This window comes from [Clostridium] polysaccharolyticum (assembly GCF_900111595.1).
GTDB lineage: Bacteria > Bacillota > Clostridia > Lachnospirales > Lachnospiraceae > Clostridium_AI > Clostridium_AI polysaccharolyticum.
In genome coordinates this window covers 35,446-61,018 of sequence record NZ_FOHN01000014.1, presented here as the reverse complement: position 1 = coordinate 61,018, position 25,573 = coordinate 35,446, and the positions used below count along the sequence as shown (strand labels likewise).

The 25,573-nt window shown below is 38.1% G+C and carries 16 protein-coding genes; all 16 read left to right on the top strand.

What is annotated here, in order from left to right:
- The first annotated feature begins 50 nt into the window (after positions 1-50).
- The 16 genes from BMY85_RS09865 to BMY85_RS09790 all read left to right on the top strand — a co-directional run bounded on the left by BMY85_RS09865 (position 51) and on the right by BMY85_RS09790 (position 25,097).
- On the top strand, positions 51-1,751 hold the full coding sequence (locus tag BMY85_RS09865; protein ID WP_092478110.1) for an ABC-ATPase domain-containing protein: 1,701 nt from the start codon (positions 51-53) through the stop codon (positions 1,749-1,751).
- A gap of 331 nt (positions 1,752-2,082) precedes the next feature.
- Positions 2,083-2,736 (top strand): fructose-6-phosphate aldolase, encoded by a 654-nt coding sequence (fsa, locus tag BMY85_RS09860; protein ID WP_092478109.1) that lies wholly within the window; start codon positions 2,083-2,085, stop codon positions 2,734-2,736.
- 186 nt (positions 2,737-2,922) lie between these two features.
- Entirely contained in the window at positions 2,923-5,643 is a 2,721-nt protein-coding gene (locus BMY85_RS09855) for an RICIN domain-containing protein (RefSeq protein ID WP_092478108.1), read from the top strand.
- Between the two features lie 165 nt (positions 5,644-5,808).
- A complete protein-coding gene (locus tag BMY85_RS09850; protein WP_092478107.1) occupies positions 5,809-6,660 on the top strand; it encodes an HNH endonuclease in 852 nt (283 codons plus the stop codon).
- A gap of 50 nt (positions 6,661-6,710) precedes the next feature.
- A complete protein-coding gene (locus BMY85_RS09845) occupies positions 6,711-7,556 on the top strand; it encodes an MBL fold metallo-hydrolase (RefSeq protein WP_092478106.1) in 846 nt (281 codons plus the stop codon).
- Positions 7,557-7,794: 238 nt separating this feature from the next.
- On the top strand, positions 7,795-13,845 hold the full coding sequence (locus tag BMY85_RS09840; protein ID WP_092478105.1) for a CehA/McbA family metallohydrolase: 6,051 nt from the start codon (positions 7,795-7,797) through the stop codon (positions 13,843-13,845).
- A gap of 187 nt (positions 13,846-14,032) precedes the next feature.
- Positions 14,033-15,217: a YibE/F family protein gene (locus tag BMY85_RS09835; RefSeq protein ID WP_092478104.1), complete on the top strand. Its 1,185-nt coding sequence runs from the start codon at positions 14,033-14,035 to the stop codon at positions 15,215-15,217.
- 22 nt (positions 15,218-15,239) lie between these two features.
- Positions 15,240-16,646 carry a hypothetical protein gene (locus BMY85_RS09830; RefSeq protein ID WP_092478103.1) on the top strand — a complete coding sequence of 469 codons (1,407 nt, stop codon included), beginning with the start codon at positions 15,240-15,242 and terminating at the stop codon, positions 16,644-16,646.
- 16 nt (positions 16,647-16,662) lie between these two features.
- Positions 16,663-17,628 (top strand): U32 family peptidase, encoded by a 966-nt coding sequence (locus BMY85_RS09825; protein WP_092478102.1) that lies wholly within the window; start codon positions 16,663-16,665, stop codon positions 17,626-17,628.
- A gap of 18 nt (positions 17,629-17,646) precedes the next feature.
- Positions 17,647-18,333, top strand: a complete 687-nt coding sequence (gene tsaA, locus BMY85_RS09820) for a tRNA (N6-threonylcarbamoyladenosine(37)-N6)-methyltransferase TrmO (RefSeq protein ID WP_092478101.1) — start codon at positions 17,647-17,649, stop codon at positions 18,331-18,333.
- Positions 18,334-18,456: 123 nt separating this feature from the next.
- Positions 18,457-18,747, top strand: a complete 291-nt coding sequence (locus BMY85_RS09815) for a hypothetical protein (protein WP_092478100.1) — start codon at positions 18,457-18,459, stop codon at positions 18,745-18,747.
- 146 nt (positions 18,748-18,893) lie between these two features.
- Complete coding sequence (locus tag BMY85_RS09810) at positions 18,894-19,283, top strand: hypothetical protein (protein WP_092478099.1); 390 nt, start codon at positions 18,894-18,896, stop codon at positions 19,281-19,283.
- A gap of 132 nt (positions 19,284-19,415) precedes the next feature.
- Positions 19,416-20,651 carry a hypothetical protein gene (locus BMY85_RS09805; protein ID WP_092478098.1) on the top strand — a complete coding sequence of 412 codons (1,236 nt, stop codon included), beginning with the start codon at positions 19,416-19,418 and terminating at the stop codon, positions 20,649-20,651.
- Positions 20,652-20,666: 15 nt separating this feature from the next.
- Entirely contained in the window at positions 20,667-21,539 is an 873-nt protein-coding gene (locus tag BMY85_RS09800; protein ID WP_092478128.1) for an ABC transporter ATP-binding protein, read from the top strand.
- A 15-nt stretch (positions 21,540-21,554) separates the two neighbouring features.
- Positions 21,555-23,900: a hypothetical protein gene (locus tag BMY85_RS09795; RefSeq protein WP_092478097.1), complete on the top strand. Its 2,346-nt coding sequence runs from the start codon at positions 21,555-21,557 to the stop codon at positions 23,898-23,900.
- 183 nt (positions 23,901-24,083) lie between these two features.
- Positions 24,084-25,097, top strand: coding sequence for a LacI family DNA-binding transcriptional regulator (locus BMY85_RS09790; protein ID WP_092478096.1), 1,014 nt, complete (start codon positions 24,084-24,086; stop codon positions 25,095-25,097).
- The last annotated feature ends 476 nt before the right edge of the window (positions 25,098-25,573 follow it).

The following is a 25,573-nucleotide window of genomic DNA, read 5'->3' as shown; positions in this document are numbered from 1 at the left end:
TTGAAACAAGTAAGAATGGTTATAGTGCGTAAAGTCAGGAGGAAGAAGAAATGAAACAGCTAAAGACGTTATTACAGTCCATTGATCATAAAGGATATCCAGCTTACAAGAGTTTAAAGGGCAGTTACCAGTTTGGAACTTATCAGCTTATCATAGAACATGTGCAGGGAGATCCTTTTGCGGCACCTTCCAGAGTATCTGTAAAAGTGTCAGGAGAAAAAGCAGGATTTCCAAAAGCCTATTATGAGATGAAACATCGTTGTATTGCATTAGAAGACCAGCTACTTAGGCTTTTTCAAAAGCAGATTGAGAAATACACGTTTAAAGCAAATGGTTCAGGAAAAAGCGGATTAATTGCAGTCTGCTCATGTGGACAGGAGATATTAGAGCGAAGTGCCTGCTCAGTAAGTGGAGCGGATGGAGAAGTTCGGATTCATTTTGCAGTAGGGTTTCCTGCCAATGGAAGAAGTATCAATGCGAGAGAATTAGAAAAAATTCTATTTCAGTTTTTGCCAGAATGCGTAGAACAGACATGCCTTTATGCAAATTTAGACCAGATGCGGCTAAAGAAGGTTATAGAATTAGCAGATGACCAGGCATATATTCGACAACAGATGAAGCAAGATGGAATCATTGCCTTTGTTGCCAATGGAGCTATATTACCAAGAGAAAGTGGGGTATCTCAGCGCCCAATGAAAGGAGCAATTCCATTTAAGTCTCCGAAATCTATGGAAGTCACTTGGAACCTTCCACATTACGGAACTATTAGTGGGATGGCAATTCGAAAAGGCGTTACATTAATAGTAGGTGGAGGCTATCATGGAAAATCCACTTTATTACAAGCTTTGCAGTGGGCAGTTTATTCTCATATAGCAGGAGATGGAAGAGAATATATTGTTACAGACGATACCGCATTTAAAATTCGTGCAGAAGATGGCAGAAGCATCTGTAACACAGATATTAGTCTTTTTATAAAGAATCTTCCAAATGCGAAAGAAACTGCATCATTTTCTACATTAGATGCCAGTGGCTCTACCTCTCAGGCAGCTAATGTAGTGGAAGCCATAGAAGCAGGTTCGAAAGTGCTTTTATTAGATGAAGACACAAGTGCTGCAAACTTTATGATTCGAGACCAGTTGATGGAAGCCGTTGTTTCTCCAGGAAAAGAACCGATTGTGCCATTTATAAGAAGAGTTCGAGGACTATATCAGCAAGAAGGGATTTCAACTATATTGGTAGCAGGAAGCTGCGGAGCATTCTTTCATGTGGCAGATACTATTATCCAGATGGATGGGTATGAACCTTATGAGATTACAGAGCAGGCTAAGAAAGCAGCAGAAAATTATCCGCTTAATTTTGACTGTAATGCAGCACTGGACTGGAAAAAACATGAGCGGACCATTACATTTCGAAAGAAAAGAGGAAGGGACGGCCGTGGAAGCAAAATGAAAACAATGGGGCGTGACGGTTTCTTAATAAACAAGGAAAATGTGGATCTTCGTTATCTGGAACAGATTGCAGATGGTGTACAAATGACTGGAATAGCCAAAATACTGGACTGTTTACAAGATGAATACTTAGGACAAGCAGTTTCTGTGTCAGAGATTGTGGATAAAGCGATAATATCTATTCAGAAGAAAGGGTTTGCACAAGCAATAAAGGGAAGTAATTTAACCGATATGGCAGTACCAAGAAAATGTGAAATCTGTGGGTGTATTAATCGTTATGTAAAAATGAAAGAGGAACATTAAATTATGAAAACTGCAGCAGAATTCTTAACGTGTTCTGGATTGTTAAAAGGAGTAAGAAATGAAGCGGATTAAGGAGTTTTTAACAAGTGTAGAAGGGCTTGTGGCCTTTGTTCTTGTGTAAAGTGGAAAAGAAGCAGAACACAATAGAAATAGTAACAAGATTTTGATGAAAATTATATGCAAAATGTATATCACAAACTAAGGAATAACAATTGACACAAGTGAAAGGAATGTATAAAATGAAAGTGTTATAAATAGTACATAAGTTTTATTATTACAGACATAGCTGAAAAGACAGCACAATAGAATAACGGAAAGAAGGATTATAAACATGAAATTTTTTATTGATACCGCTAATGTAGAAGATATTAAAAAAGCAAATGATATGGGTGTAATCTGTGGTGTTACAACAAATCCATCTTTAATTGCAAAAGAAGGAAGAGACTTTAATGAAGTAATTAAAGAAATCGCTTCTATCGTAGATGGTCCTATCAGTGGAGAAGTAAAAGCTACTACACTGGATGCAGAAGGAATGATTAAAGAAGGCCGTGAAATCGCAGCAATTCATCCAAATATGGTTGTTAAAATTCCTATGACTGTAGAAGGATTAAAAGCAGTAAAGGTTCTTGCAAGCGAAGGAATCAAAACAAATGTAACTTTGATTTTTAGTGCAAACCAGGCTTTACTTGCTGCTCGTGCAGGTGCTACATATGTATCTCCATTTCTTGGAAGACTTGATGATATCAGCACACCAGGAATTGATTTAATCGAAGCTATCGTTCAGATTTTCCAGAACTATGGCTTAACAACAGAAATCATTGCTGCATCTATCCGTAACCCAATTCACGTTACAGATTGTGCTTTAGCTGGAGCAGATATTGCTACAGTGCCTTATGGTGTAATCGAAACAATGACGAAACACCCATTAACAGATCAAGGTATTGCAAAATTCCAGGCGGATTATAAAGCTGTATTTGGCGAATAATTTACAATTGAAAATAGAAAGTGAAATATCACGAAATGAAAGTGGGTGTCACAAATCATGTGACACTCATTTTTGTGTATTTTTATGGATTTTTGTGATATATCCGTGGCATCATCCAATTGAACCGCTATTCCCTACATGATATAGTTAAATTGTAACTATTGATTATTTGAAATGGAGGTAAACATGAGAAAAAGAAAATTGTGTGCACTCATGACAGCCGCTTTTATGGCTGTAACAATCCCTTCCACCAGCCTTCCCCTTGCTCCTTTGGCAGAACGGCAGACAGTCGTAAAAGCCGCATCCAAAACGGTTGCATTTCCAGGGGCAGAAGGTGGAGGAAAATACGCAACTGGAGGCCGGGGCGGAGAAGTTTATTATGTCACTAACTTAAATGACAGTGGCGCAGGTTCTTTCCGAGATGCTGTAAGCAAGTCCAATCGTATCGTTGTATTCAAGGTAGGAGGTACTATTGAGTTAAAAAGTGATGTAGTAGTACGTTCTAACGTTACCGTTGCAGGCCAGACAGCACCAGGAGGTGGCGGAATCACCCTGAAAAATAACAAAATCGGGCTTGGAGGCAGCAACATCATTTTACGTTATGTCAGCTCACGTCCAGGCGAGCGTGGTACCAATGCTGACTATGATGCATTTGGAGGAGCAGACGGAGCAAACTGTATCGTAGACCACTGTTCCATCGGCTGGGCAAACGACGAACAATGGGGACTTTACTCCAACAACGATTACAATACCGTACAATGGTCAATTATTGGACCATCTAACTCCTTTTCCTATCACTCCAAAGGAATCCATGGTTTTGGAATTATGTTCGGTAAATCCAACTGCACCATGCACCACAATATGGTAGTACATAACGTGTCACGTAATTTCCGGGGAAAGATACCAGGCAAATCCACAGCCGAATTCGTCAACAATGTCATTTACGACTGGGGATATCAGACCGCATATGGAACCATCGGACACATGAACTATGTAGGAAACTATTTGAAAATGGGGAAATCCACAAAAGGTGGCTACAACTACATGTGCATTGACAGCACCACCAATCCAGAGAACTTCGGACTTTACCTGAAGGATAACAAAATGGTTACTATCGGTGGTTTGGACTACGGTTCTCTTACCTACAATAACTGGTCAGGAATTACTTATGGCAGTTCCAATGGCAGAAATGAATCCAACGTAAAATCCTATTCTCCATATGGCATCCAGATAAACGGTGAAAATGTAGCATATGCGGCTAAAGCAGAAAGCCCACAAGACGCCTATGACCACGTTTTAAGCTTTGCTGGTGCGGGCATAAATGCTTCTTCTCGTCCAGCAATCGACCAGCAGGTTATGTATGAATGTAAGACAGGAACGGGTTCTTGTAGTGGTGCAAGACCTTACTGGGAAGCCAATAGCGAACAAAAGGCGACCATTGACAAATACAGCATTGCTTGTGGTGTCACTTATAATTATCCAGCCAAGATTACTACGGGTGCTCCACTTGACAGTGACGAAGACGGAATGCCAGATGCATGGGAATCCGCCCGTGGCTTAAATCCCAATAGTCCATACGCTGGTGATGGTTCTTTGGAATCCAGCCAAGATTACTGCGGCAAAGGCTATACCAACATTGAATATTACATCAATGACCTTACAGCTGATTCCTTCCCAAAAGGAACCGTAGAGCTGTCACCAGCAAAAGCATTTGCCACACCAGCACCTTCTATTAAGCCATCCGAAGCAGCTTCTGTTACTCCAACAAATGAGGTAGCAATCGAAGCAAAAGAAGGCATTTACCAGATACAAAATGTCAATAGTGGCTTGTATCTGAACGTGGAAAATGGCCTTGGTGCCAACAATACCAACATTCAGCAATGGGGTTCTAATTCACCAGCCGACTACGATACTTTCCGTCTGGTGTCTTGTAACAATGGGTATTTCAAGATTTATTCCATGTTAGCAGGTGGAACAACTTATGTACTGGACATTGCAGCCAGAAAGACAGACAATGGAACCAACATTGCCCTTTACACCGATAAAAATGGAGCAAACCAGCAGTTTAAGTTTGTGCCACAAGGAGATGGTACATTTGCCATTATGACCAGACTTACAAATGACGCAAGTTGTATTGATGTTGAGAATTACAGCAAGGATTCGGGGGCTAATGTATATCAGTGGGTGTTTAATGGTACGTCTAATCAGTTATGGAGACTCGTGCCAGTAAATACAGCGTCACCAAGTCCAAGTATAGAACCAAGTGTGACACCAGAGCCGATTGTTATAGTAAGTCCAAGTATAGAACCAAGTATTGAGGCAGATCCGAGCATAGAGCCAAGTGTGGAACCAGAACCAAGTATTGCGGCAGATCCGAGCATAGAGCCAAGTGTGGAACCAGAACCAAGTATTGCGGCAAGTCCAAGCGTAGAGACAAGTAAAGCACCAGTTCCATTGGTAAAAGTAAGCGTATCAGGAGATACCAGTGCGACAGCAAGCTGCCTAAATAAAGTCATTTCCATTACAGGAACTGCATCTGAAACTGTGGACTTATCAAAGTTAAAAGTAAGATACTATTACACAGCAGACGGCAGCCAGAATCAAACTGTATGGATTGACTCTGCCGCCATGATGTATTCTGTAGCACCTTACTATGTGAATATTGCAGAGAATGTAAAAGGCTCAATTGTGAAATTGACGAATCCAGCAAATAGTGCAGACAGCTATCTGGAAGTAGCATTTAGTGGCAATTATAAAGTAAACAATGCAGTAAACGGCCAGGTGGCATTCCGTATTGCGAAAAATGACTGGTCATCCTTTGTACAGACCAATGATTATTCCTTTGGGGATGATAAAAAAGTGGTTGTGTACTATGATGGGGTTGTGATTGCAGGCGTGGAGCCATAAGGACATATAAAAATATGAGGATATAAGGTGTATGGTTTGAAAGAGGGCCATACATCTTATATTTTGTTTAACAATTTAATATAAAACTTTATTTAGGGTTATTTGAAAATCAATAATATGATAGAATTAGTATTAAATGTGAAGAAAAAAGGGAGGCAATAGTTTATGAGTTTTGTTCCATTAATAGAAATAGGAGATAAAGTCACAAATGATCAATTACGAGAGATATTCGGGTGTGGAATGATGGGGGGGATGAGACGTTCTACGAAAACTAATACATTAGTAATTATTTCTGATGAAACAAAGGGAATATATTGTGACACATGGAAAGAAGGAATATTACATTATACTGGTATGGGAAAAGTAGGGGATCAGAGATTAAAAGATCAAAATAAGACTTTATTTGAGTCTCAAACCAATGGAGTTACAGTACATTTGTTTGAACGAATGGAACCAAGATATTATACATATCGTGGAATTGTTGAATTGGCAGACAAACCATATACAGAACAGCAGAAAGATGTCAATGGGAATGATAGAAGTGTGTGGGTATTTCCGATTAAGATTGCAGAACAGATAATAAAAGAGCCACTCGAAAAAGAGGTGGCACAATTATCATATCAAGAATTAGTAAGAAGAAAACAGATTTATGTGGGTGACAAAGAATGCAAAACAGCAAAGGTAAAGGTTTACTATAGAGATCCGTATTTAAAAGAAATTGTAAAGCGGATTGCAGAAGAAAATTGTCAACTATGTGAAGATAAAGCACCATTTTATGACAAGAATAATAAACCATATTTAGAAGAACACCATATTATTAAGTTGGCAGATGGAGGCTCTGACACTATTGATAATGTAGTTGCAATATGTCCTAATTGCCATAGAAAAATTCACATTTTGGGAGATGAATCAGATATGACTAAGCTTAGAAAAAAGGCGGCTGAAAATGAAGAAAAGTTAAACAGAATGTTAGCGTATGAACGGACTAATAAGACTAAGATAAAAAAGAAAAAATAGATCAAAAATATTTTAATTATTCAGTTCGTAAAAACAGAAAGGAAAACCATATGAGTATCACCATCACCACCCTAATAGAAAACACCCCATCAACAACCATCCCACTCCTCAACTACGAACATGGTCTCTCCCTTTACATCCAGACAGCCCATGCAACAATCCTCTTTGACACAGGCCAGTCTGGTGACTTTATCCAGAACGCAGACAAGCTAAACAAAGACCTGAAAGCTGTAGATTACCTAATCCTAAGCCACGGTCATTACGATCACGGAGGTGGAGTGTGCAAATTATTAGAACAAAAAGTACTAAATCCAAAGTGTAAACTCCTAACTGGAGCAGAATTCTTCACTCCAAAATACAAGATAACAGAAGACGGGGAGTGCAAGTTTATCGGAAATGCATTCGACGAAGAAGAAATTCAGGCAGCAGGCATCCATTTAGTTAAGATTACCCAAGACACTGTTGCGTTGACGCCAAATGTATTGATATTCCATCATTTTCGTCAGTTTAATCACTTCGAAGAACTGAATCCGAAATTTATTTTAAAAAAAGCAGCAAACCACGTCATAGATTCCTTTCAAGATGAGATGGCAATTGGAATCAAAACAGCAAAAGGATTGGTTCTAATCGTAGGCTGTTCCCACATTGGCATTGTCAACATTTTAGAAGATGTAAGCAAACGGGTAGATATGCCTATTTACATGGTCATTGGCGGAACTCATCTAGTGGCAGCAGATGAAGAACGAGTGCAGAAAACAATAGAGGCATTTCGGCAATTTGGCGTGGAGAAAATAGCAGTTTCCCATTGTACGGGAGAGTATGCAGCTGGAAAATTAAAAGAGAGTTTTCCAAAGGGATTTGTCAAAAATAATACAGGTAACATTATTTTTCTGTAAATTCACGAAAATAGATTGACGAATTACAAAATATCAGTATAAAATGTGAATAGGGAGAAGAAATAACGAACGGTAATAGGGGACGGACTTTTAATAGTCAGTCCTTTTTTCTTTATAGAAATACTGTGGCAATCATTTATATAAAGCCATTAAGCCTTATATAGTTTAGTAACCAGTCAAAAAATAACCGTATATCCATACGGATTACATAGATATCATTCTAGAGAAGAGGAAAAAAATGAATAAAATAATAGTGAAGAAACATCGAGTATTGGCTATTTTGTTAGTATTTGCAATGGTATTAAGCTCCATTACGCCAGTACAGTCTGTATCTGCATCTGAGGAAGATGGAAAGGATTACAAACTAGTCAACATGATACTTACTGATGGCAAGGTATCTTTGCTGCCATATGAAGACGATTCAACTGGTGTGCATGCTGTTTTACAAAGAGACATAAGTGTAACCCCAGGCTTTTCATCATCATCTTTGAAAACAGATTCATGGGATGGTGAGATGACAGATAGATATTGGCTGATTTCTTTTTCAACCAGGAATTTTGAACATGTAACAGTAGATGCAAAACTTCGTTCTTCTGGTACAGGACCAAGAGATTTTAAGGTGCAGTATAGTATTGATGGAACGAATTTTACGGACTTATCTGAAACCATTACAGTGGGAACTTCGTTAAATGCAATTAGCCAGATTAAACTTCCAGAAGTGGCATCCAATCAGGATAAGGTATATGTTCGCATTTTACGTGTAAGTAACATTGCGGTGAATCAGAAAAATGGTATGGATCAGAACATTGCGGCTGCTGGAGTTTCTAACATCAATGACATTGTGGTAACAGGTGATTCTATTGACGGTACACTTCCAGAAGTAACCGTGTCACCATCAGTAGAGCCAAGCCAGACAGTCACAGCCAGTGCTGCACCGGCAGAACCAAGTAAAGCACCAGTGACAGCACCACAGCCAGTTGTTTACAACGATCCTATTGCAGCCAGTGAAGTTCCAGAAGGTGCGGTAACCATTGATAAGGCTTATGAAGCGGCAAAAGGAGCAGAACTTACAGTTGTCGGCCAGTTACAGTACCAGTATGGAAAAAATGGTTCTGTAAATACTGCCATTATTGAGGATGTTATAGATGGTGAAATCTATGGATTCCAGATCTATGATAGCTTATCTGGCTACAAAGCTGGTGATGTACTTGCAATTACCGGAAAAATATCGGAATATGGTTCCGTAAAGCAATTACAGAAACCAGACAGTGGAAGTCTGGTTATAAACAAAGTAAAAGAGGCAGCACCAATAGGTGCACAGACGGTAACTCTTGAACAGCTAGATGAGGGAAAAGATGCCTATTTATCAGAATACGTTCTTATTAAAGAGGTAACTTTAGGAAAATATAGTACCTCCAATACAGCAATTACAGACGGCACAGGCAAAAGCCTGAACATTTACCAGAGCAGTGCTTTCCCAGCAAAACTGGCAGAAGGCGATAAAGCCAACGTATACGCAGTATTTTCAAAGTACAACACAACCTATCAGCTTCGTAACGGCAGTTCCGAAAGCAGTTTTAAAAAGGCAGGTTACGACGTAGAAGAAACGGTTACCAGTCAGCTAGCGAAATGGGCTGGCAATGGGCAGTTTGAAGGAAATGTAGCATATGGTGACTTATATGCCAACAATGATTTTCTAGATAAAAATGCAACATTTACATTAAGTACAGGCAATCAGCCACAGTATAGCAACAACAATAACGGAACAATGGAATATTGTCTTGGCCAGACGAAATTTGCATTGGGCCAGTATTTCCAATTAGAGTTTTCCAGTGATAAATATGCGGCTATGGAACTTGACTTCCAGTTGCGTTCTTCTAATGCTGGAGCGAAGTATTACCAAGTCCTTTATAGTACAGATGGTATCCATTTCGAGAGAGCCAATAAGATTTCATATGTGATTAAAACCACAGATTATACAGGTGCTACACCAGTAAGTTCTTCTAAGACATTTGAAAATATGGATCAGTTAGAAGCCACTGCAGGCTGGCAGGCTTATACGGTGCAGCTGCCGGATAGTGTAGCCAATGCAGAGCATGTAATGGTTCGCCTTCTGGCACCTGTGGAAAACAGCCGTATTGATGGAAAAGACAGTGCAGTAGGAACTGCTTTCCCATGTAGAATCAGTAATGTAGTAGTAACGGGTTCTCCTATTGTATCAGAGGAACTGACAGGTCTTGTAACGGTTTCTCCAGAGGCAGGAGCCGTAGCTTTAGGGAGTGAAGTAGCACTTTCCTGTGCAACAGAAAATGCGGTTATCTATTATAGCGTGAATGGAAGTGAGCCAAAAGAGTACAAGGAAGATGCGAAACTTGTTCTTACACAGCTTCCAGCTGTTGTGACTACATATGCGAAATCAGAAGGAAAAAAAGAAAGCGTCAAAGTATCATACGGATTTACGCAGGCACAGGTATCTACTGTAAAAGCTTCACCAAATGGTGGTGCTGTAAAACCAGGCAGTGAAGTAAAGTTAAGCTGTTCAACGGAAGGTGCAAAAATCATGTACTCTATGGATGACGGTGTAAGTTATAAAGAGTACACAGAAAAGATTGTACTAACCAATTTACCTCAAGTTATCAAATGTTATGCTACGTTAGATGGTTATGTACAGAGTGAGGAGAAAGTTTTGAACTTTACAGAACGTTCCAAGGAAAACTACACACCTTACTTTGGACAGATTCACTCCCACACCAATTATTCGGATGGTGCAGGAACACCGACAGAAGCATTTGAACATGCCACAAAGGTAAAGAACTTAGATTTCTTAGCAATTACAGACCATTCCAATTATTTTGACAATGATACATCCTGTACGATTTCGGATGGTTCTAAGAGTACGGAGTGGCTGCAAGGTCATGAGATTGCAGATCAGTTTACCAGCGATAACTTTGTTGGGGTTATGGGGTATGAAATGACATGGTCTGGTGGTGCACCAGGACATATGAATACCTTTAATACAAGTGGATTTTTAAGTAGAAATGACACAGGCTATGGGAATGGAAGCAGTGCGTCTTTAGTAAATTACTATGCGGCATTAAAGACAGTGCCAGATTCCATTAGCCAGTTTAACCATCCAGGTACTACCTTTGGTGATTTTTATGATTTTGCATATTATGACACAGAAATTGACCAGTTAATTACAACGATTGAGGTTGGTAATGGAGAAGGAGCTATTAGAAGCTCAGGTTATTTCCCATCTTATGAGTATTATACAAGAGCATTAGATAAAGGATGGCATGTAGCACCTACCAACAACCAGGATAATCATAAAGGATTCTGGGGAGATGCCAATACAGCAAGAACGGTTGTATTAGCCGATTCCTTAACAAGAGATAATATTTATGATGCCCTAAGAAATATGCGTACATATGCAACAGAAGACAACGACTTGTCCATTCAGTACACTTTAAATGGAGAAGTGATGGGTACCATTCTGGAAGAAACTCCAGACGAAGTAAACATTGCAGTTTCTTTAAAAGATGCTACCGTGGATAAAGAGAACAAAAAAGAGAATATCGGAAAAGTAGAAGTTATTGTAAATGGTGGCTTATCCGTTGCATCAAAAACTATTTCTGCTAGTGAAGGGACAATTGACTTTAAGTTAAGTCCAGACTATTCCTATTATTATATTAAAGTGACTCAGGAAGATGGAGATATTGCGGTGACTGCTCCAGTCTGGGTAAGTGAGGTAGATGCAGCAGGTATCGCAGCTGTTACTACATCAACGGCTATGCAGATTCAAAATGAAGCAGCAGATATTACAACAGAGATTTTCAATAATAATGACAAAGATTTAAACATTGATAAAATCCAGTTTACAATTAATGGAGAAGTGGTTGAAAACTTAGAAGGAGAAAAGCTTAGTGAAGCTGGACTTTCCATTCTTCCTTCTCAGACAAGCAAAAAATATACGTTTGATTTAACCTATACAGGTTTAGGAAACACAACAGTAGTTGCAATAGTCTATGCAACTGCCAATGGAGTAAATAAAGTATATTCCAATAAAATAGAATTAAACTATGTTCCTAGAAGCATGGTAAGTAAAGTAATTGTAGATGGTACGCATTTTAATGATTATGTAAATGGATACTATGAAGGCAGCATTACAGAATTAGGACAGCTTGCAGCCAGCTATTATGAAGAAGTAGTTGTGAAAAAAGATAAGATTACAGCACAAGATCTGAAAGACTGTGCTCTTATGATCATTACTTCTCCTGCAAAACAGTCTGGTACAACCAAAGATGGAACAGCGTATACGCCAACTACATTTGACGATGCATTTATTGCATTAGTATCGGATTACGTGAAAAATGGTGGAAAAGTTGTACTTTGTGGTATTGCAGATTATAAAGATTCAGCCACAGTCCAGACTTCCACAGAACTTAATAAGTTACTAACAGCAATTGGAGCTACAACCCGTATAAACAGCGATGAACTTTGTGATGATGAGAATTACAGCAATCAGAATTACCGTCTGTATTTCGACGATTATAATACTTCCTCCAAATACCTGAATGGTTTAGTAGAGAAAATGACATATAGCTGTTACAGTGGATGTGGTATCCTAGTAGATAAAAATGCCATTGCCAGTGGAAAAGCAGAAGCCATTGTATATGGCCATAATACTACATATTCTTTCGATTCTAAGAAAATGGATTCTAACTATGTGGAACAGCAAAAGGGGGATATTGTAGCACTTGCTTATGAGCAGGTTGGAGAGAATGGCGGAGCAGTCTGGGTAGGCGGAACGGTATTTTTATCCAATTACGAAATTGATACAGAGATTAAAAACAATTCGGATGAATTATCTTATTCCAATACGGTAATTGCAGGGAATATTTTAAAAGAAAGCCAGAAGGAATTAGAGATTACAGATATTGCAACGGTAAGAAAAGCAAAGGAAGGCGAAATCTTCACAGTGGAAGGTTATGTAACGGCAGGTACAACAGATGTTGCAACTACATTTTTTGATACCATTTATATTCAGGATGATACAGCTGGAATCGATATTTTCCCAGTTGCACAGCAGGGAATTGAAATTGGACAGAAGATTCGTTTAACAGGTTATGTGGCAAGTTACCAAGGGGACAAAGAACTTATGGTAATGTCTTATGACTTGTTGTCAGGAAAAAAGGTTTATAAACCTAAGAAGCTGACTGCAAAAGAAGCAGCAGATTATGATACATATGGAGGAAGTTTAGTTAAAGTAACAGGGAAAATTGTAAAGCTAGATTACTCCGAAAATGTATTAAACTACATTTACGTAAAAGATGCATCGGGAGTGGTATGTAAGGCATTAACAGATGGTTATATTGGATCTTCTTCTGGAGTCGATAAGACTAGCAGCGTTTGCAAAGTAGGGAATAATGTTTCTATTACAGGTATTTTATACCGAAATCCAGACGGAACCTGTATCCGTGTGCGAGACCGAGATGAAATCGTATTAGAAAAAGCACCAGCAGAGCTAACACAAACCTCTACTATCCACTATGTATTAAATGGTGGAAAAAATGCAGCCTCCAATCCAGATAAGTACACAGAAGGAAAAGCGGAGAAGCTTGCAAATCCAGTAAGAACAGGTTATACTTTCGCTGGATGGTACAAAGAAGCATCCTTTAAGAATAAGATTACAAGCATTTCTTCTTCACAGAAAGGAGATGTGACGGTATATGCAAAATGGACTGCAAACACTTATAAAATCAGTTTTTCCAGAAGTACAATACTTGCAAATGGTTCTATGAAGAAACTTGCGGCCGTATATGACAAATCCGTGAAACTGCCAAAGGCCAGCTTTACAAGACGTGGCTATGTATTTGCAGGCTGGTCTAAGACTTTAAATGGTGCGGTTGTTTATAAAGATGGTGCAACGGTTAAGAATCTTACCAATATCAATGGAAAAGCAGTTACTTTATATGCTAAGTGGACCAAGGTTTCAGCAGGAACAGTAAGCAAGGTTAAGGTTGTGTCGAAAAGAAGAAATATTCTTACTGTTTTTTGGTCAAGTGTCAGTGGTGCAGAGGGATATAAAATTACCTATGCGGATAATAGTGCTATGAAGCATGCGAAATCCGTAGTGGTTAGCCAGAAGACTTTAACAAAAACATTAACAGGTTTACAAGCAGGCAGGAACTATTATGTAAAAGTAAGTGCTTACCAAAAGGATTCTGCTAAGGCAAACGTGTATGGCAAGAATTCCAAGACAGGAAAAGCTGCCGTTAAGAAAAAATAAGAGACTTCTATTTATAGAAATAAAATAATAGAAGTACAGGCTGCAGATGTCAGAGGAAAGTAAGCTCTGGCATCTGTGGTAAATGAGTTTAAAGACATAGGAAATGTGTTGCAGGTATATTTCCTATATCTTTAAAAAGAATCATACAGGACAGAATGTGAAAGTTTGGGTTACGAGGAGATAAAAAATGAAATGGTTTGGTTGGTTTTCCAGTGGGACAGAAAATGGCTTTGATAAGAAAGAAGCAGGAATTCGGTTGGGTGTAATTCTAGTAGCAGTGTTGCTTTTTGTGGCCGCATATGGGTATGTCCATGGACATTTACAGGTGAAGAAGGACAAGGGAGTACAAAAAAGCACTTATGAAAAGGCTGTTGTAGTGGAACTGGCTAGTGAAAAGGTGACCAAGGACAGTCAGTATGAAGGTGTCTTAAAGGGTTCCCAGAATATTGCAATTAAGCTTTTGACGGGAGAACACAAAGGAGAGATTCATCATATTACCAATTATTTAACTGCCCTTTATCAAATAGACTGCCAGAAGGGAACAAAGATCGTAGTTCGCTTAGATGAAAGGGAAAATGGTCTTATTAATGTGGGAGTATACAATTATGACAGAGAAGGAATTCTTCTTGGGGCTATTGGAGTATTTGTTCTTTTGTTAGGTGTAATCGGTGGGAAAAAGGGCTTTATGTCTTTGTTAAGTTTAGCTTACACTCTGCTTATGCTGTTCTTTGTTTTAATTCCGGCATTATATTATGGAGCACCATTGCTGCCAGCTACAATTGGAGTAATTATTTTAACCAGCATTATCAGCTTTGCACTGATTGATGGAATCAATCAGAAAACCATTAGTGGATTTCTGGGAACGAGTGCTGGTGTACTGTTTGCAGGCTTATTTGCTTATATTATGGGGAAAATGACACATATCTCAGGATTTCAGACCAACGAGGCGGAATCTTTAATGTTAGAATGTTATGATTATGGCTTGCAAATAACCAATATTTTTACAGCAGGAATTCTTGTATCGGCATTAGGTGCGGTAATGGATGTTGCTATGAGCATTGCGTCTGCGATTAAAGAGTTAGCCACGTTAAATCCAGAGTTAAAAGCAGTGGATTTATTTCGTTCGGGAATGAACATCGGGCGGGATGCTATGGGAACTATGTCCAATACGCTGATTCTGGCATTCGCAGGTTCTTCCTTAAGCCTGCTTATTATGATATACTCCTACCAGATTCCTTTGACACAGCTTTTGTCTACGGATCTTGTGGCTAGGGAAGTCATTCAAGGCATTTCAGGGAGCATAGGAATTATTATGACAGTGCCACTCGTTGCATTGTCTGCTTCCATTATTATGAGAAAGAAAACACATTAAATTGCATAAATGGAGTAAAAATATGAAGTTACATGGTGTGGAATTCCTGCCTTCTAGTCTGGTAACTTGTTTTGTTCAAGACAGGGAAGTCCGTATTGTAGAACTTGCTTATGAAGGATTTTCGTTTCGTGTGGCCAATCCATTGGATGCTATAGAGACAATTACGTTGCATTTTCTGCAGTTTGAGCAAAGCAGTTACCTTTCTGTGGTTTTGGAAGAATTTCAAGTGGAAACAGCAAAAACAGAAGAACCGTTTTTTATTACTTATACTGTCTGTACTAGGAAAGAATCGTATGTGGAAAATGTCAAAAGCCTTGTAGCCATGTATGGCAGATATATTTCCCTTAAATTAACAGGAGATGACGGATATCTGTCAGAAGAACTGGTGGAGTACCCAAGAAAAGAAGATGAAGTGTTTTACGAGACATTTGCCAGACAGAAAAAGGACTGGTTTTCGGATACTGCAGAATGCTTTGGAGGACAGGGCCCAATAGGAGAGAATGTTTTGGAAAAGTCTTACCAGCTTGCATTTTCCTTAGATACTCCAAAACATTATAAAGAGTATCTGGAAAAAGGAATTGCAGTGTTTCAAAGAGAGCGTCTGGAGGAAAATTATTTACAGGACCATCCCCTTTTTAAACAGCCAGTAAAGCGTCTGTATATCGGCAGCCAGTTCTGTCATAACCTGTTGCCAGAAAGAAACCAGTGGGTGGTACTTATGGACAAAGCATTAAGTGAAAACTTAGAGATTACATTAGTCTTTACTTATCTTAGAGATGAACTTGTAGAAGAAACAAGGGAGCTTTTGCAGGAAATCGTCCTGTGGTGCCAGAAAAGACAGAAGCCTATTGAAGTAGCAGTTAATGACTGGGGAATGGTGAACATGTTTCGGGAACTGCTTTTTGCCACAAAGGGAGAGGAATTCGTACAGTTAAATCTAGGAATATTGTTAAATAAATATCGAAAAGATCCTCGTTACGGTTATAAACTTGGCACAAAGCAACATGTGGATAACTTACAGAAAAATAATGTAAACGGTGAATTATACCAAAATTACTTGCATGATATTTGGAAGATTGCCAGATATGAGTACGAAGCAGTGGAGCCCTATATGGAAAATGGGGCTGTCAAAGTTATGGAGATACCTAGAGGAAACCACAGTCTTCATTTACCCTATTACCAGACCAATACATCTCAGTTTTGTACGTTATATGCCTTTTGTACCACAGGAGATCGAGGCAATCAGAAACTGCCGAGAAACTGTCCAGGTTATTGTGAAGAAAAAGTATTTCTGTATCCAAAGCATCTTTCTATGGTGGGGCGGTATAATTCCCTGTTTGGATTGGAAAAGACCATTCTTTCGGATCCTGCTATGGTCAATGCATACTTAAAACAAGGGATTGACCGTCTGGTACTTACCTTACTGTAAAAATGGGAGGAATTATATGAAAATTGTGTCAGGACTGGGTTCTGTGGAAGATTATCCTCTGTTAGCAAAGGCAGGGGCAGATGAGTTTTTCTGTGGCTATGTTCCCTTTTCATGGAATGAAAAATACGGTGTTCTTTCTCCTCTTAACCGTCGTGAAGTTTTATTTTACAATGTACAGATTGGGACAAGAGGGGATCTGGAGATTCTTAGAAAGATGGCAGAGTATTATGGGGTTCCTGTTAAAATTACTTTTAATTCCTTGTGCTATATGCCAGAACAGTATCCGTTAATAGGGCAGATTATGAGGGAATGTATCGAGTGTGGGTTTGACGTGTTCATTGTGTCTGATCCAGGACTTCTTCTGTATATTCGGACCATAGGGATTCCATGTAAGATTCATTTAAGTGGAGAGACCGCAGAAGTAAATCGCCCTATGATAGAATTCTTTCAGAAATTTGACATACAAAGAATCATCTTTCACCGGAAAAATACAGTAGAGGATATGAAGCGTTGTATGGATGCCAATAAAAGAAATGGTCTGGAGTTTGAGGCATTTGCATTAAATGAATATTGTCATTTTACAGGTGCATTCTGTAATTCTCTTCATTGTGACGAGCTGACGCATTTATGTAAAGTGCCATATGTGCTTGGTGATTTAAAGGCAGGGAAAAGTCATTTGTCCATGTGTAAGGATCTGACTGTTACAGAAAATAAAGAGGAAGCCTGCGAAGAAGGATATGTAACAGGACAGACAGGGTGTGGTCTTTGTGCTTTGAAAGAATTGAAGGAAATAGGAGTAACTCATCTTAAGGTAGTCGGAAGAGGCAATCATACTGCGTATATGGCAGAGGACATTAGACAGATGAAGCGGGCACTTTTACTAGCAGATGAAACAGAATCAGTAGAGGAATACAAAAGGCTTGTGAAAGAGAAGCTCTTTGTTGGAAAATGCATGGAAACCTGTTATTATAGAGAAAAATGAAGTGGTTAGGTGAACGATATGAATAAAATAGGAACCATACGAACGGATTTTCCAGCGAAGTTTGGAATTCCAAGGCAAAGTGGACTTGTAGAAGAATTAAAAGGAAAGATATATTTTGAACCACAGTATCATAATATGGATGCTTTTCGTGGTCTTGACGGATACTCTCATATCTGGCTGTTGTGGCAGTTTTCTGAGAATATGGAGAAAACGGCTCCTATTTCCGTAAAGCCGCCAAGGTTAGGGGGAAATACAAGAATGGGTGTGTTTGCCACAAGATCTCCATTTCGTCCTAATCATATCGGACTGTCTTGTGTGAAATTAGAAGCAGTTGAGTGGGAGGAAAAATCAGGACCAGTTATTACGGTTTCTGGAATTGATTTAATGGATCGGACTCCTATTTTAGACATTAAGCCATATCTTCCTTATGTAGACTGTCATCCAGAAGCGACTGGTGGATTTGGCAGCCAGGTAAAGGATTATGGATTGAAGGTCGTTTTCCCAGCAGATTTATTAGCACAGATTCCAATAGAGAAGCACAAAGCCGTAATCGGTGTGTTAGAACAGGATCCTCGTCCAGCTTATCATAAGGATCCTGAACGGAAATATGGTATCACATTTGCTGGTTTTGATGTACGGTTTTATGTGAAAGATGGAGTTCTGACAGTTTGTGAAATTGAACAAAAAAAGGATTTCATGATATGATGAAAGCAAAATAGGGAGGCATAAGAAACCTGTATTTTAGTAAAAGAATGATTGCTGTAACGGTTGCGTTAGAAGAGATGACTTGGTTAAGGCACTTTAGGAAAAAGAGATAGGAGAGATGGTATGGAAAAGTATATAATATGGCTAGGAGCGGTACTTTGGATTGCACAGCTAATTTGTTTTCTGCTTCCGTTCCAAAAGAAGAATAAGGGGATTATCAATTTGGCAGCAGGGGCTATAAGCAGCATAGGAAATGTTTGGATTGCAGTTTATTATAATAATCTGCCTGGAAAAGGGCCTATGCCAGGACTTACTTATATAAGCCAGACATTCCTTGCATTTGGATTCGTTATTTTGGCAGTTGTGCTACTGGTTTTTGGAGTTATTCTAGCAGTAATCCAAAAAAGAAGATAAGTTTTACTTTATTATATTATGTCTGGAATGGGTTTGTGCAAATTTGTGTTACTAAAAATGGAAAATTTAACAATAGAATGGTTGACTTGTTAAAAAAAAGACGATAGAATAGAAACGTGAATTTTATACATATAGGAGGATGAAGGATGAATTTGAAAAAAATAATTGCAGTATCAGCTCTATCGGCAGTTCTGGGGGTAAGCACGTTGAGCCAGGCAGTATCTGTTAATGCAGAGGTAGCAGAAACAGGTGTGTATTGTTCTAATGGAATGAGTGGAATTACCGTTTATGCATATGAACACTTTGGTCTCGAACTTGGAACCATGCATTTATATGTAAAAGGAAGAACTGCGTATAATGATTTTAAGACTTCCCGTTATTGTTCACCATATTTGGGAGTTGGTTTTGATCCATATAACTTTTCCTATGCTGGTAGTGCCTATCTTTATAAGAGAGCAGGGGAAATGGTGATAGCAAAAAAGACAGGAGGGTTATCAGATTCTGCATATGGGTTTGCAAATATAACGTATAAGTAGGACATGCTTATCATTGGTCTGGTAGGATTAGGGTGCTGAAGAAGGCTGTAAGATAGAGTAGATTTCAGATTTCTTAGCACTCTATATCAGATAAGGGCAATAACGAAGACTAGTTACACGAAAGGAAGCAGTATGAATAAAAAAGGAATAGGGATACTTTTGGCAATGGTTCTGCTTGTCATAGCAGGAGTTGTGTTTGGATATGTACAGCATAAGGACAAGGAAATCCAGTTTTCCAGTACCGAATATGCATATAATCCAGAGTCCAATTTTTATCTTGCAAAGGATGGCCTGTACTATGTTCAGGATGAGATCGCTCAATATTATGATATGGAGTCAAAAAGGAAGATTAAGTTAGGAAGTAACGATGGAGACGCTTATTATAAGCAGCCCGTAGGAATTCTGTTTTATAATAATACCTTTTATTGCATCTCGGCAGATTTTGATGCAGCAAAAAATGGAATCCCGAAAAATACGTTATATCAGTGTGACTGTGATGGAAATAATCGAAAAAAACTATATGAGTTTCCAACAGGTGGCGTAGAATCCATGTATGTATATAATGGCAAGCTATACTATACTTTTTTTAATGATATTCTAAAGAATGAGGACCATGAGGAAGAATGGAACGGATCTTTGAAAAGTATAAACTCTTTACGGGTGTTTGACTTAAAAACGAAAAAAGAAAAAATACTTTATGAATATAGACAAACGGGTGAACAGCGTAATGGATCGTTACAAATATGTCCTAGCGATAACAGAGACAAAATATATTGTCTGTATAGATATTATGATGGAGATCAAGAAGATAGAGACGCGGAAGACTACTTGCCAAAGTTTTTCCGAAGTGAATTTTTATGTTACGATTTAAAGAGTAAAAAAATGGAGAAGTGCTTTACACAGCTTGATAAAAGCTCATTTGTGGCAAAAGGCTGTATCTATCATGATTATCTATACTGCACAAGAATAGATTATACGACGAAAGAGGATGATATGATATTGGAGCGATATCCTGCAGATGGAGGAAAAAAAGAAGAACTTATAAAGTATGGGGAACATGGCTATGCTGCTTTGTTCGAAAATATTTTTTTCATATATAATGACACATCCAATGTTTTGTATGATGTAAAACAAGATATGTGTTACCGGAAAACGAGTAAGGACATGTTGCGTGTTTCAGCATTTTCTAGTGATGGCAAAATGGTTGCATTAGATGATGGGGACTATTCCGACCTGAAAAAAGGAGATACCTATACCAAAAGCAGATTTGTTCCAAAAGTCATTACAATGGATGAGTTTTTGACAGCATTTGAACCCTTTGAAGGTGGGAATTTTCAAGGAGTACAATATACACCAGTAAAAAATTAAGTTAGGGTGAAATTAGTGGAGTTAAAAATCAGTAACATAACAAAGCGATATGGGAAAACGGTTGCTTTAAATAAAGTATCAATGACTTTGTGCAATGGCATTTATGGATTACTAGGTCCAAATGGTGCAGGAAAAACAACCTTGATGAATATTCTTGTAAATGATATGGAGCCAGACGAAGGGCAGATAATATTCAATGGACAGGAAATCAATAAATTAGGCAAAGCTTATCGGAAATGCATTGGATATATGCCACAGCAGCAGTGTATGTATGAATATTTTACAGGATACCGTTTTCTGTCTTACATGGCAGCTTTGAAAGGAATGGATGCCAAAACAGCGGCAGAAAGAATTCAGTCAATTGCGAAAAAAGTAAATTTAGACCAATACTTAGAAAATAAAATTGGCAGTTATTCCGGTGGAATGAAGCAGCGGCTTCTGATTGCTCAGGCAGTTTTGGACGAACCGGCAGTGTTAGTATTGGATGAGCCAACAGCAGGATTGGATCCGAAAGAACGGATCCGGATCCGTAATCTTATTTCTGAAATAGCGAAGGATAAAATTGTTATAATAGCAACACATGTAGTACAGGATATTGAATACATAGCCAAAGAAATCATCTTGTTAAAAAAAGGCGATTTAATTTGCAAGTCAACTCCAAAAGGTATCATTTCGAGACTTCAGGATAAAGTATTTGAAATCAGCTGTAAGGAAGAAGAAGTTGGAATGCTTTCCAAAAAGTATCTGGTTACGAATATAGTGCGGGAAGAGAATTTCATTAAGGTTCGGGCAATATGTGAAGAAGTGCCAGCTGGTTTTTTGCATAATATGGTAACTGCAAGCATTGAAGATTGTTATCTATATGAGTTTCAAGATGAAATAGGTTAAAATAGGGAGAAAAGAATGAAGTATAGGTTGGGCAATATAATTCGTGCCGAAGCGAGAAAACTGCTGCAGAACAATTTGTTCCGAATTAGTCTGTTAATGCTTTTTTTTGCAAATTTCATTATTTTGATGCTTTCGTATCATTCCAATCCTGCGTTCAATCATTCTTATCGAAAGTTTAAAATGAACTATGAACACTTTGGAAAAACAGAGCAGGAACGGCTTGATTATGCAAAAGAACTGTGTGTGAAGAAACAGGTAATGAAAGTATATGGGGACGAGTTAAGCAGGGAAGAGGAAGCGTTATATTCCTTTGCCAGAAGTCAGGACATTGCAAAGCAGGAAGGATATTCGGATGCCTGGTATGAAGAGGTGAAAAAGGAGTATTTATCTGGAAGCAGATTAGAATATGGAGCTTCTGCGGAAGAAGAAGCAGGTTTTCTTTTGGAGACTTTGGAAGAAATAAAATATATAGCAAGTTATCAAGAATATTTAGATTCCGTTCAGGAGAAAGTAAAGGACAATTTTGCCATTAAATCATTTGCAGAAAACCAAAGTGAATTCAGTAAAAAGAACTTAAGAAAAATGAGCAAAGATTATAAACGGATGGAATCTGTAAAACCGGTTTTTTCAGGTACAAATGGCCTTGCTGGCATTTTAGGAGCCATCCGGCTTGATATCTGTCCATGTATTCTGTTAGGAGTAGTAAGTATTCTGCTTTTTTTGGAAGATAAAAGAAATGGTATTTCTAAATTGTATCGTTCTACTTGGAATGGGCGTGGTGGAATATTTTTAGCAAAAACAGTTGTAATGCTTTTGTCCTGCATGTTCATTGTAATTGTTTACTGGGGAGGAAATTTTGTTTTTATATGGAAAGTATGTGGGGGCATTCCGCTTCAAGCTCCAGTACAGTCCATTGTAGGATTTCAGCAATGCATTATGAAGGTAAGTATTGGAGAATATTTAGTTTATTATGCACTGCAAAAAATGTTTGCACTATTTGTTATAGGGCTTATATATAATCTTATTGGAATATGGGCAGAAAATTATGTAACCTTTTTTATTTTCGTTGGAACAGGTGGGGCTGTGTCTGGATTTTGTGCTTACATGATTCCGAAGTATACCTTTTTATCTCCTTTCAGATATCTTAATCTTATTTACTATGGTAAGGCAGCCCAGATGACAAAGCATTACCTGAACTTTAATGTAATGGGACATCCTGTAGGAAAGTGCATTGTTTGTAATATAGCCGCATGTTTACTAGCTCTTTTTATGCTGTCTGCAGGTTTAAGTCTCTATGGAAGGTGTGAAAGAGTATACCACAATTATTCGATATCTTTCCATAGAAAGATAAAAAGAAGAAAAAAAGCGAACGTATCTGTTCTAAGACATGAAATATTCAAAGTATTTTATGGTTCTAGGGTACTGGTTCTTATTATGCTGCTATTGTTCACTCTTTCTTATATAACAGTTTACCAGCCGTATTATTTGAATGAAGAGGAATACTATTACCAGATGTATATGAAAAAATTAGAGGGTGAAGTGACAGAGGAGAAGCTTGCTTATATTCAGCAAGAAGAAGAAAGGATTGAAAGCATTCATAAACAGATACAGTCAGCGTATGCCAAATATGAAAATGGGCAGATGGCGGAAGATGTAATGAATGCACTTGTTGGAATGCTCAGGCTGAAAATAAAGGGAGAAAATGCGTTTGAGAAAGTAAAATCGAGACTAGAGTATATTAATATTCATAAAAAGGAACAGTATCCATTGGTATATGAGGATGGATGGAATTGCGTATTTGGCTTATGTGATATAGGAGTTAGAAGGGATAAGCAAAATGCATTCCTATGTGCAGCAGCACTCATTATCTGTCTAGGAGGCATATTTGCCAATGAGTATGAAACAGGAATGAACCGCCTGCATAAGGTTTCGTTAAGGGGACGCCGTTATACAGCAGTTTGTAAGCTTGGTATGTCTGAACTTACACTAGTGATAACAATGGCAGTTGTGTATTCACAAGATTTCTTTTTTGCATCCAGAAGTTATGGAATCCATAGTCTGTTCCAAAAGGCAAAAAGCATACCGGAATTTGCGGAGTGTTTTGGGGCGGGAGGTACAATTCTTCAGTATTGTATCATACTGTTCCTTGTACGGTTCCTTGGGTACTCACTGTTATTGATGGTAAATTATGTGATAAGCCGTTTTACAAAGAGTACGATAAAAACAATGTTATTCTTGTTTTTGTTTTTTGTATTTCCAGTTGTTATGAGCCTTCTAAGAATTGAGCAGGTAGACAGGTTTTCTCTAAATTATTTGTTTTACGGAAATAAAGCACTGCAGTTACTGGGAAAAATAGTGTAAGTTATTTAACTATTTTTTTCCTTCGCTTCTTGTAACAATGCATAAATTTTCATCAAAAAAATAGCAATTCATATCTTGCGAAAGAAAAACAAATTTGTTACTCTTTTATTAGAGCAACCAGTTGCGCAAAAATTTAAGCAATATTATACATAAGATAAAGGAAAAAGGGGAAGGAGGGAATGCATGGAAGAGAAACTGCAAAATAAGGAAAACATGACAATTAGTGATGTTGCGGAAGCACTAGGTGTTTCTAAAACTACTGTTTCTCGTGCAATTTCAGGGAAAGGACGTGTTGGTGCGACTACAAGAAACAAAGTATTGTCTTATATAGAAAAACATAATTATAAACCAAGTACGGTAGCAAAAGGACTGGCGCAATCCAGAACCTATAATATCTGTGTCACAATACCTAGTGATTGTGGAGTCAGTGAACAGCTTTTTTTTCAGTCAGTAGTTGCAGGCATGTGCAATTATCTTGCGCTCCGAGATTATGATGTTGTAGTCGCAAGTATATCGGATATGGATATATCCAATCTAAAGAGGATTGTGTCTAATCACAAAGTAGATGGAGTTATTGTGTCAAGAACATACAGGAATGGAATTATCGTAGAATATTTAAAAGAATCTCACATACCATTTGTAACATTAGGTTTGTGCAATGATAAAGAAGTGGCGCAGATAGACTGTGACCATAGAGAAGGCTGCAAAGAGCTGACTTCGCTGCTTCTTATGCGGGGAATGAAAAAAATAGGCTTAATTGGTGGAGATACAAGACATATGGTAACTCAAAGCAGGTATCAAGGTTATCTGGATGCATTTAAGGAATTGGGACTGGAAGCAGATCAGCAGCTTATTTATGAAAATTCAATTACGGCAGTATTAGTAGAAAATGCAGTAGAGGAACTGATGGTACAGCAGGCAGATTGTATTCTGTGTATGGATGACAGCATTTGTAACTTTGTTTTGCATAAGTGCAGTCATGACGGTATTATCATACCAGAAGATTTAAAGGTTGCCTCCTTTTTTAACAGCAGCATTTTAGAAAACCATCGGCCAGCTATTACCTGCTTGAATTTTGATAATAACGAAGAAGGGGTCATAGCAGCAAAAACCATATTAGATCTGCTAGATGGAAAAGAAGTTCCTAATGTAAAAAAATTAGGTTATCAAGTGATCATAAATAATTCAACTAAATAATGAAAAAAATAAATTGCGCAACAGAAAAAAGGGAATTCCTCCAAATTTAGGGATTTTATTTGTGCATATTGTACATAAAATGAAAAAATATCTCATTATGTATATTCATTGACAATAATTTTGGGTTATTCTATACTATAAAAAGAACAACTGATTGCGCAAAATAAGCTAGGGGGGACTTATTTTGATGGAAGAAGTAACATAAGGAAAAGAACGGCTGCAGTATTATTGTTACTAGTGGCAGTTATATATGTTTTATGCTGATTTTGTTTAAAATACGGAAAAATGAGGTCAATGATTACAATCATTCCTTTGAGATAGTATGATTTTGTATTATTACGGTTCTAATCATTCTTGCTTTCGCAACCCTTTACCTGTGGAATCGGGTAAAAGTGTACCGGTGGCAGGAGGTGGCGGAACAAGGAAAACACACCAGTTCTTTTGGGGAGGATGTAAAGTCTTATCTGGATTAGAAA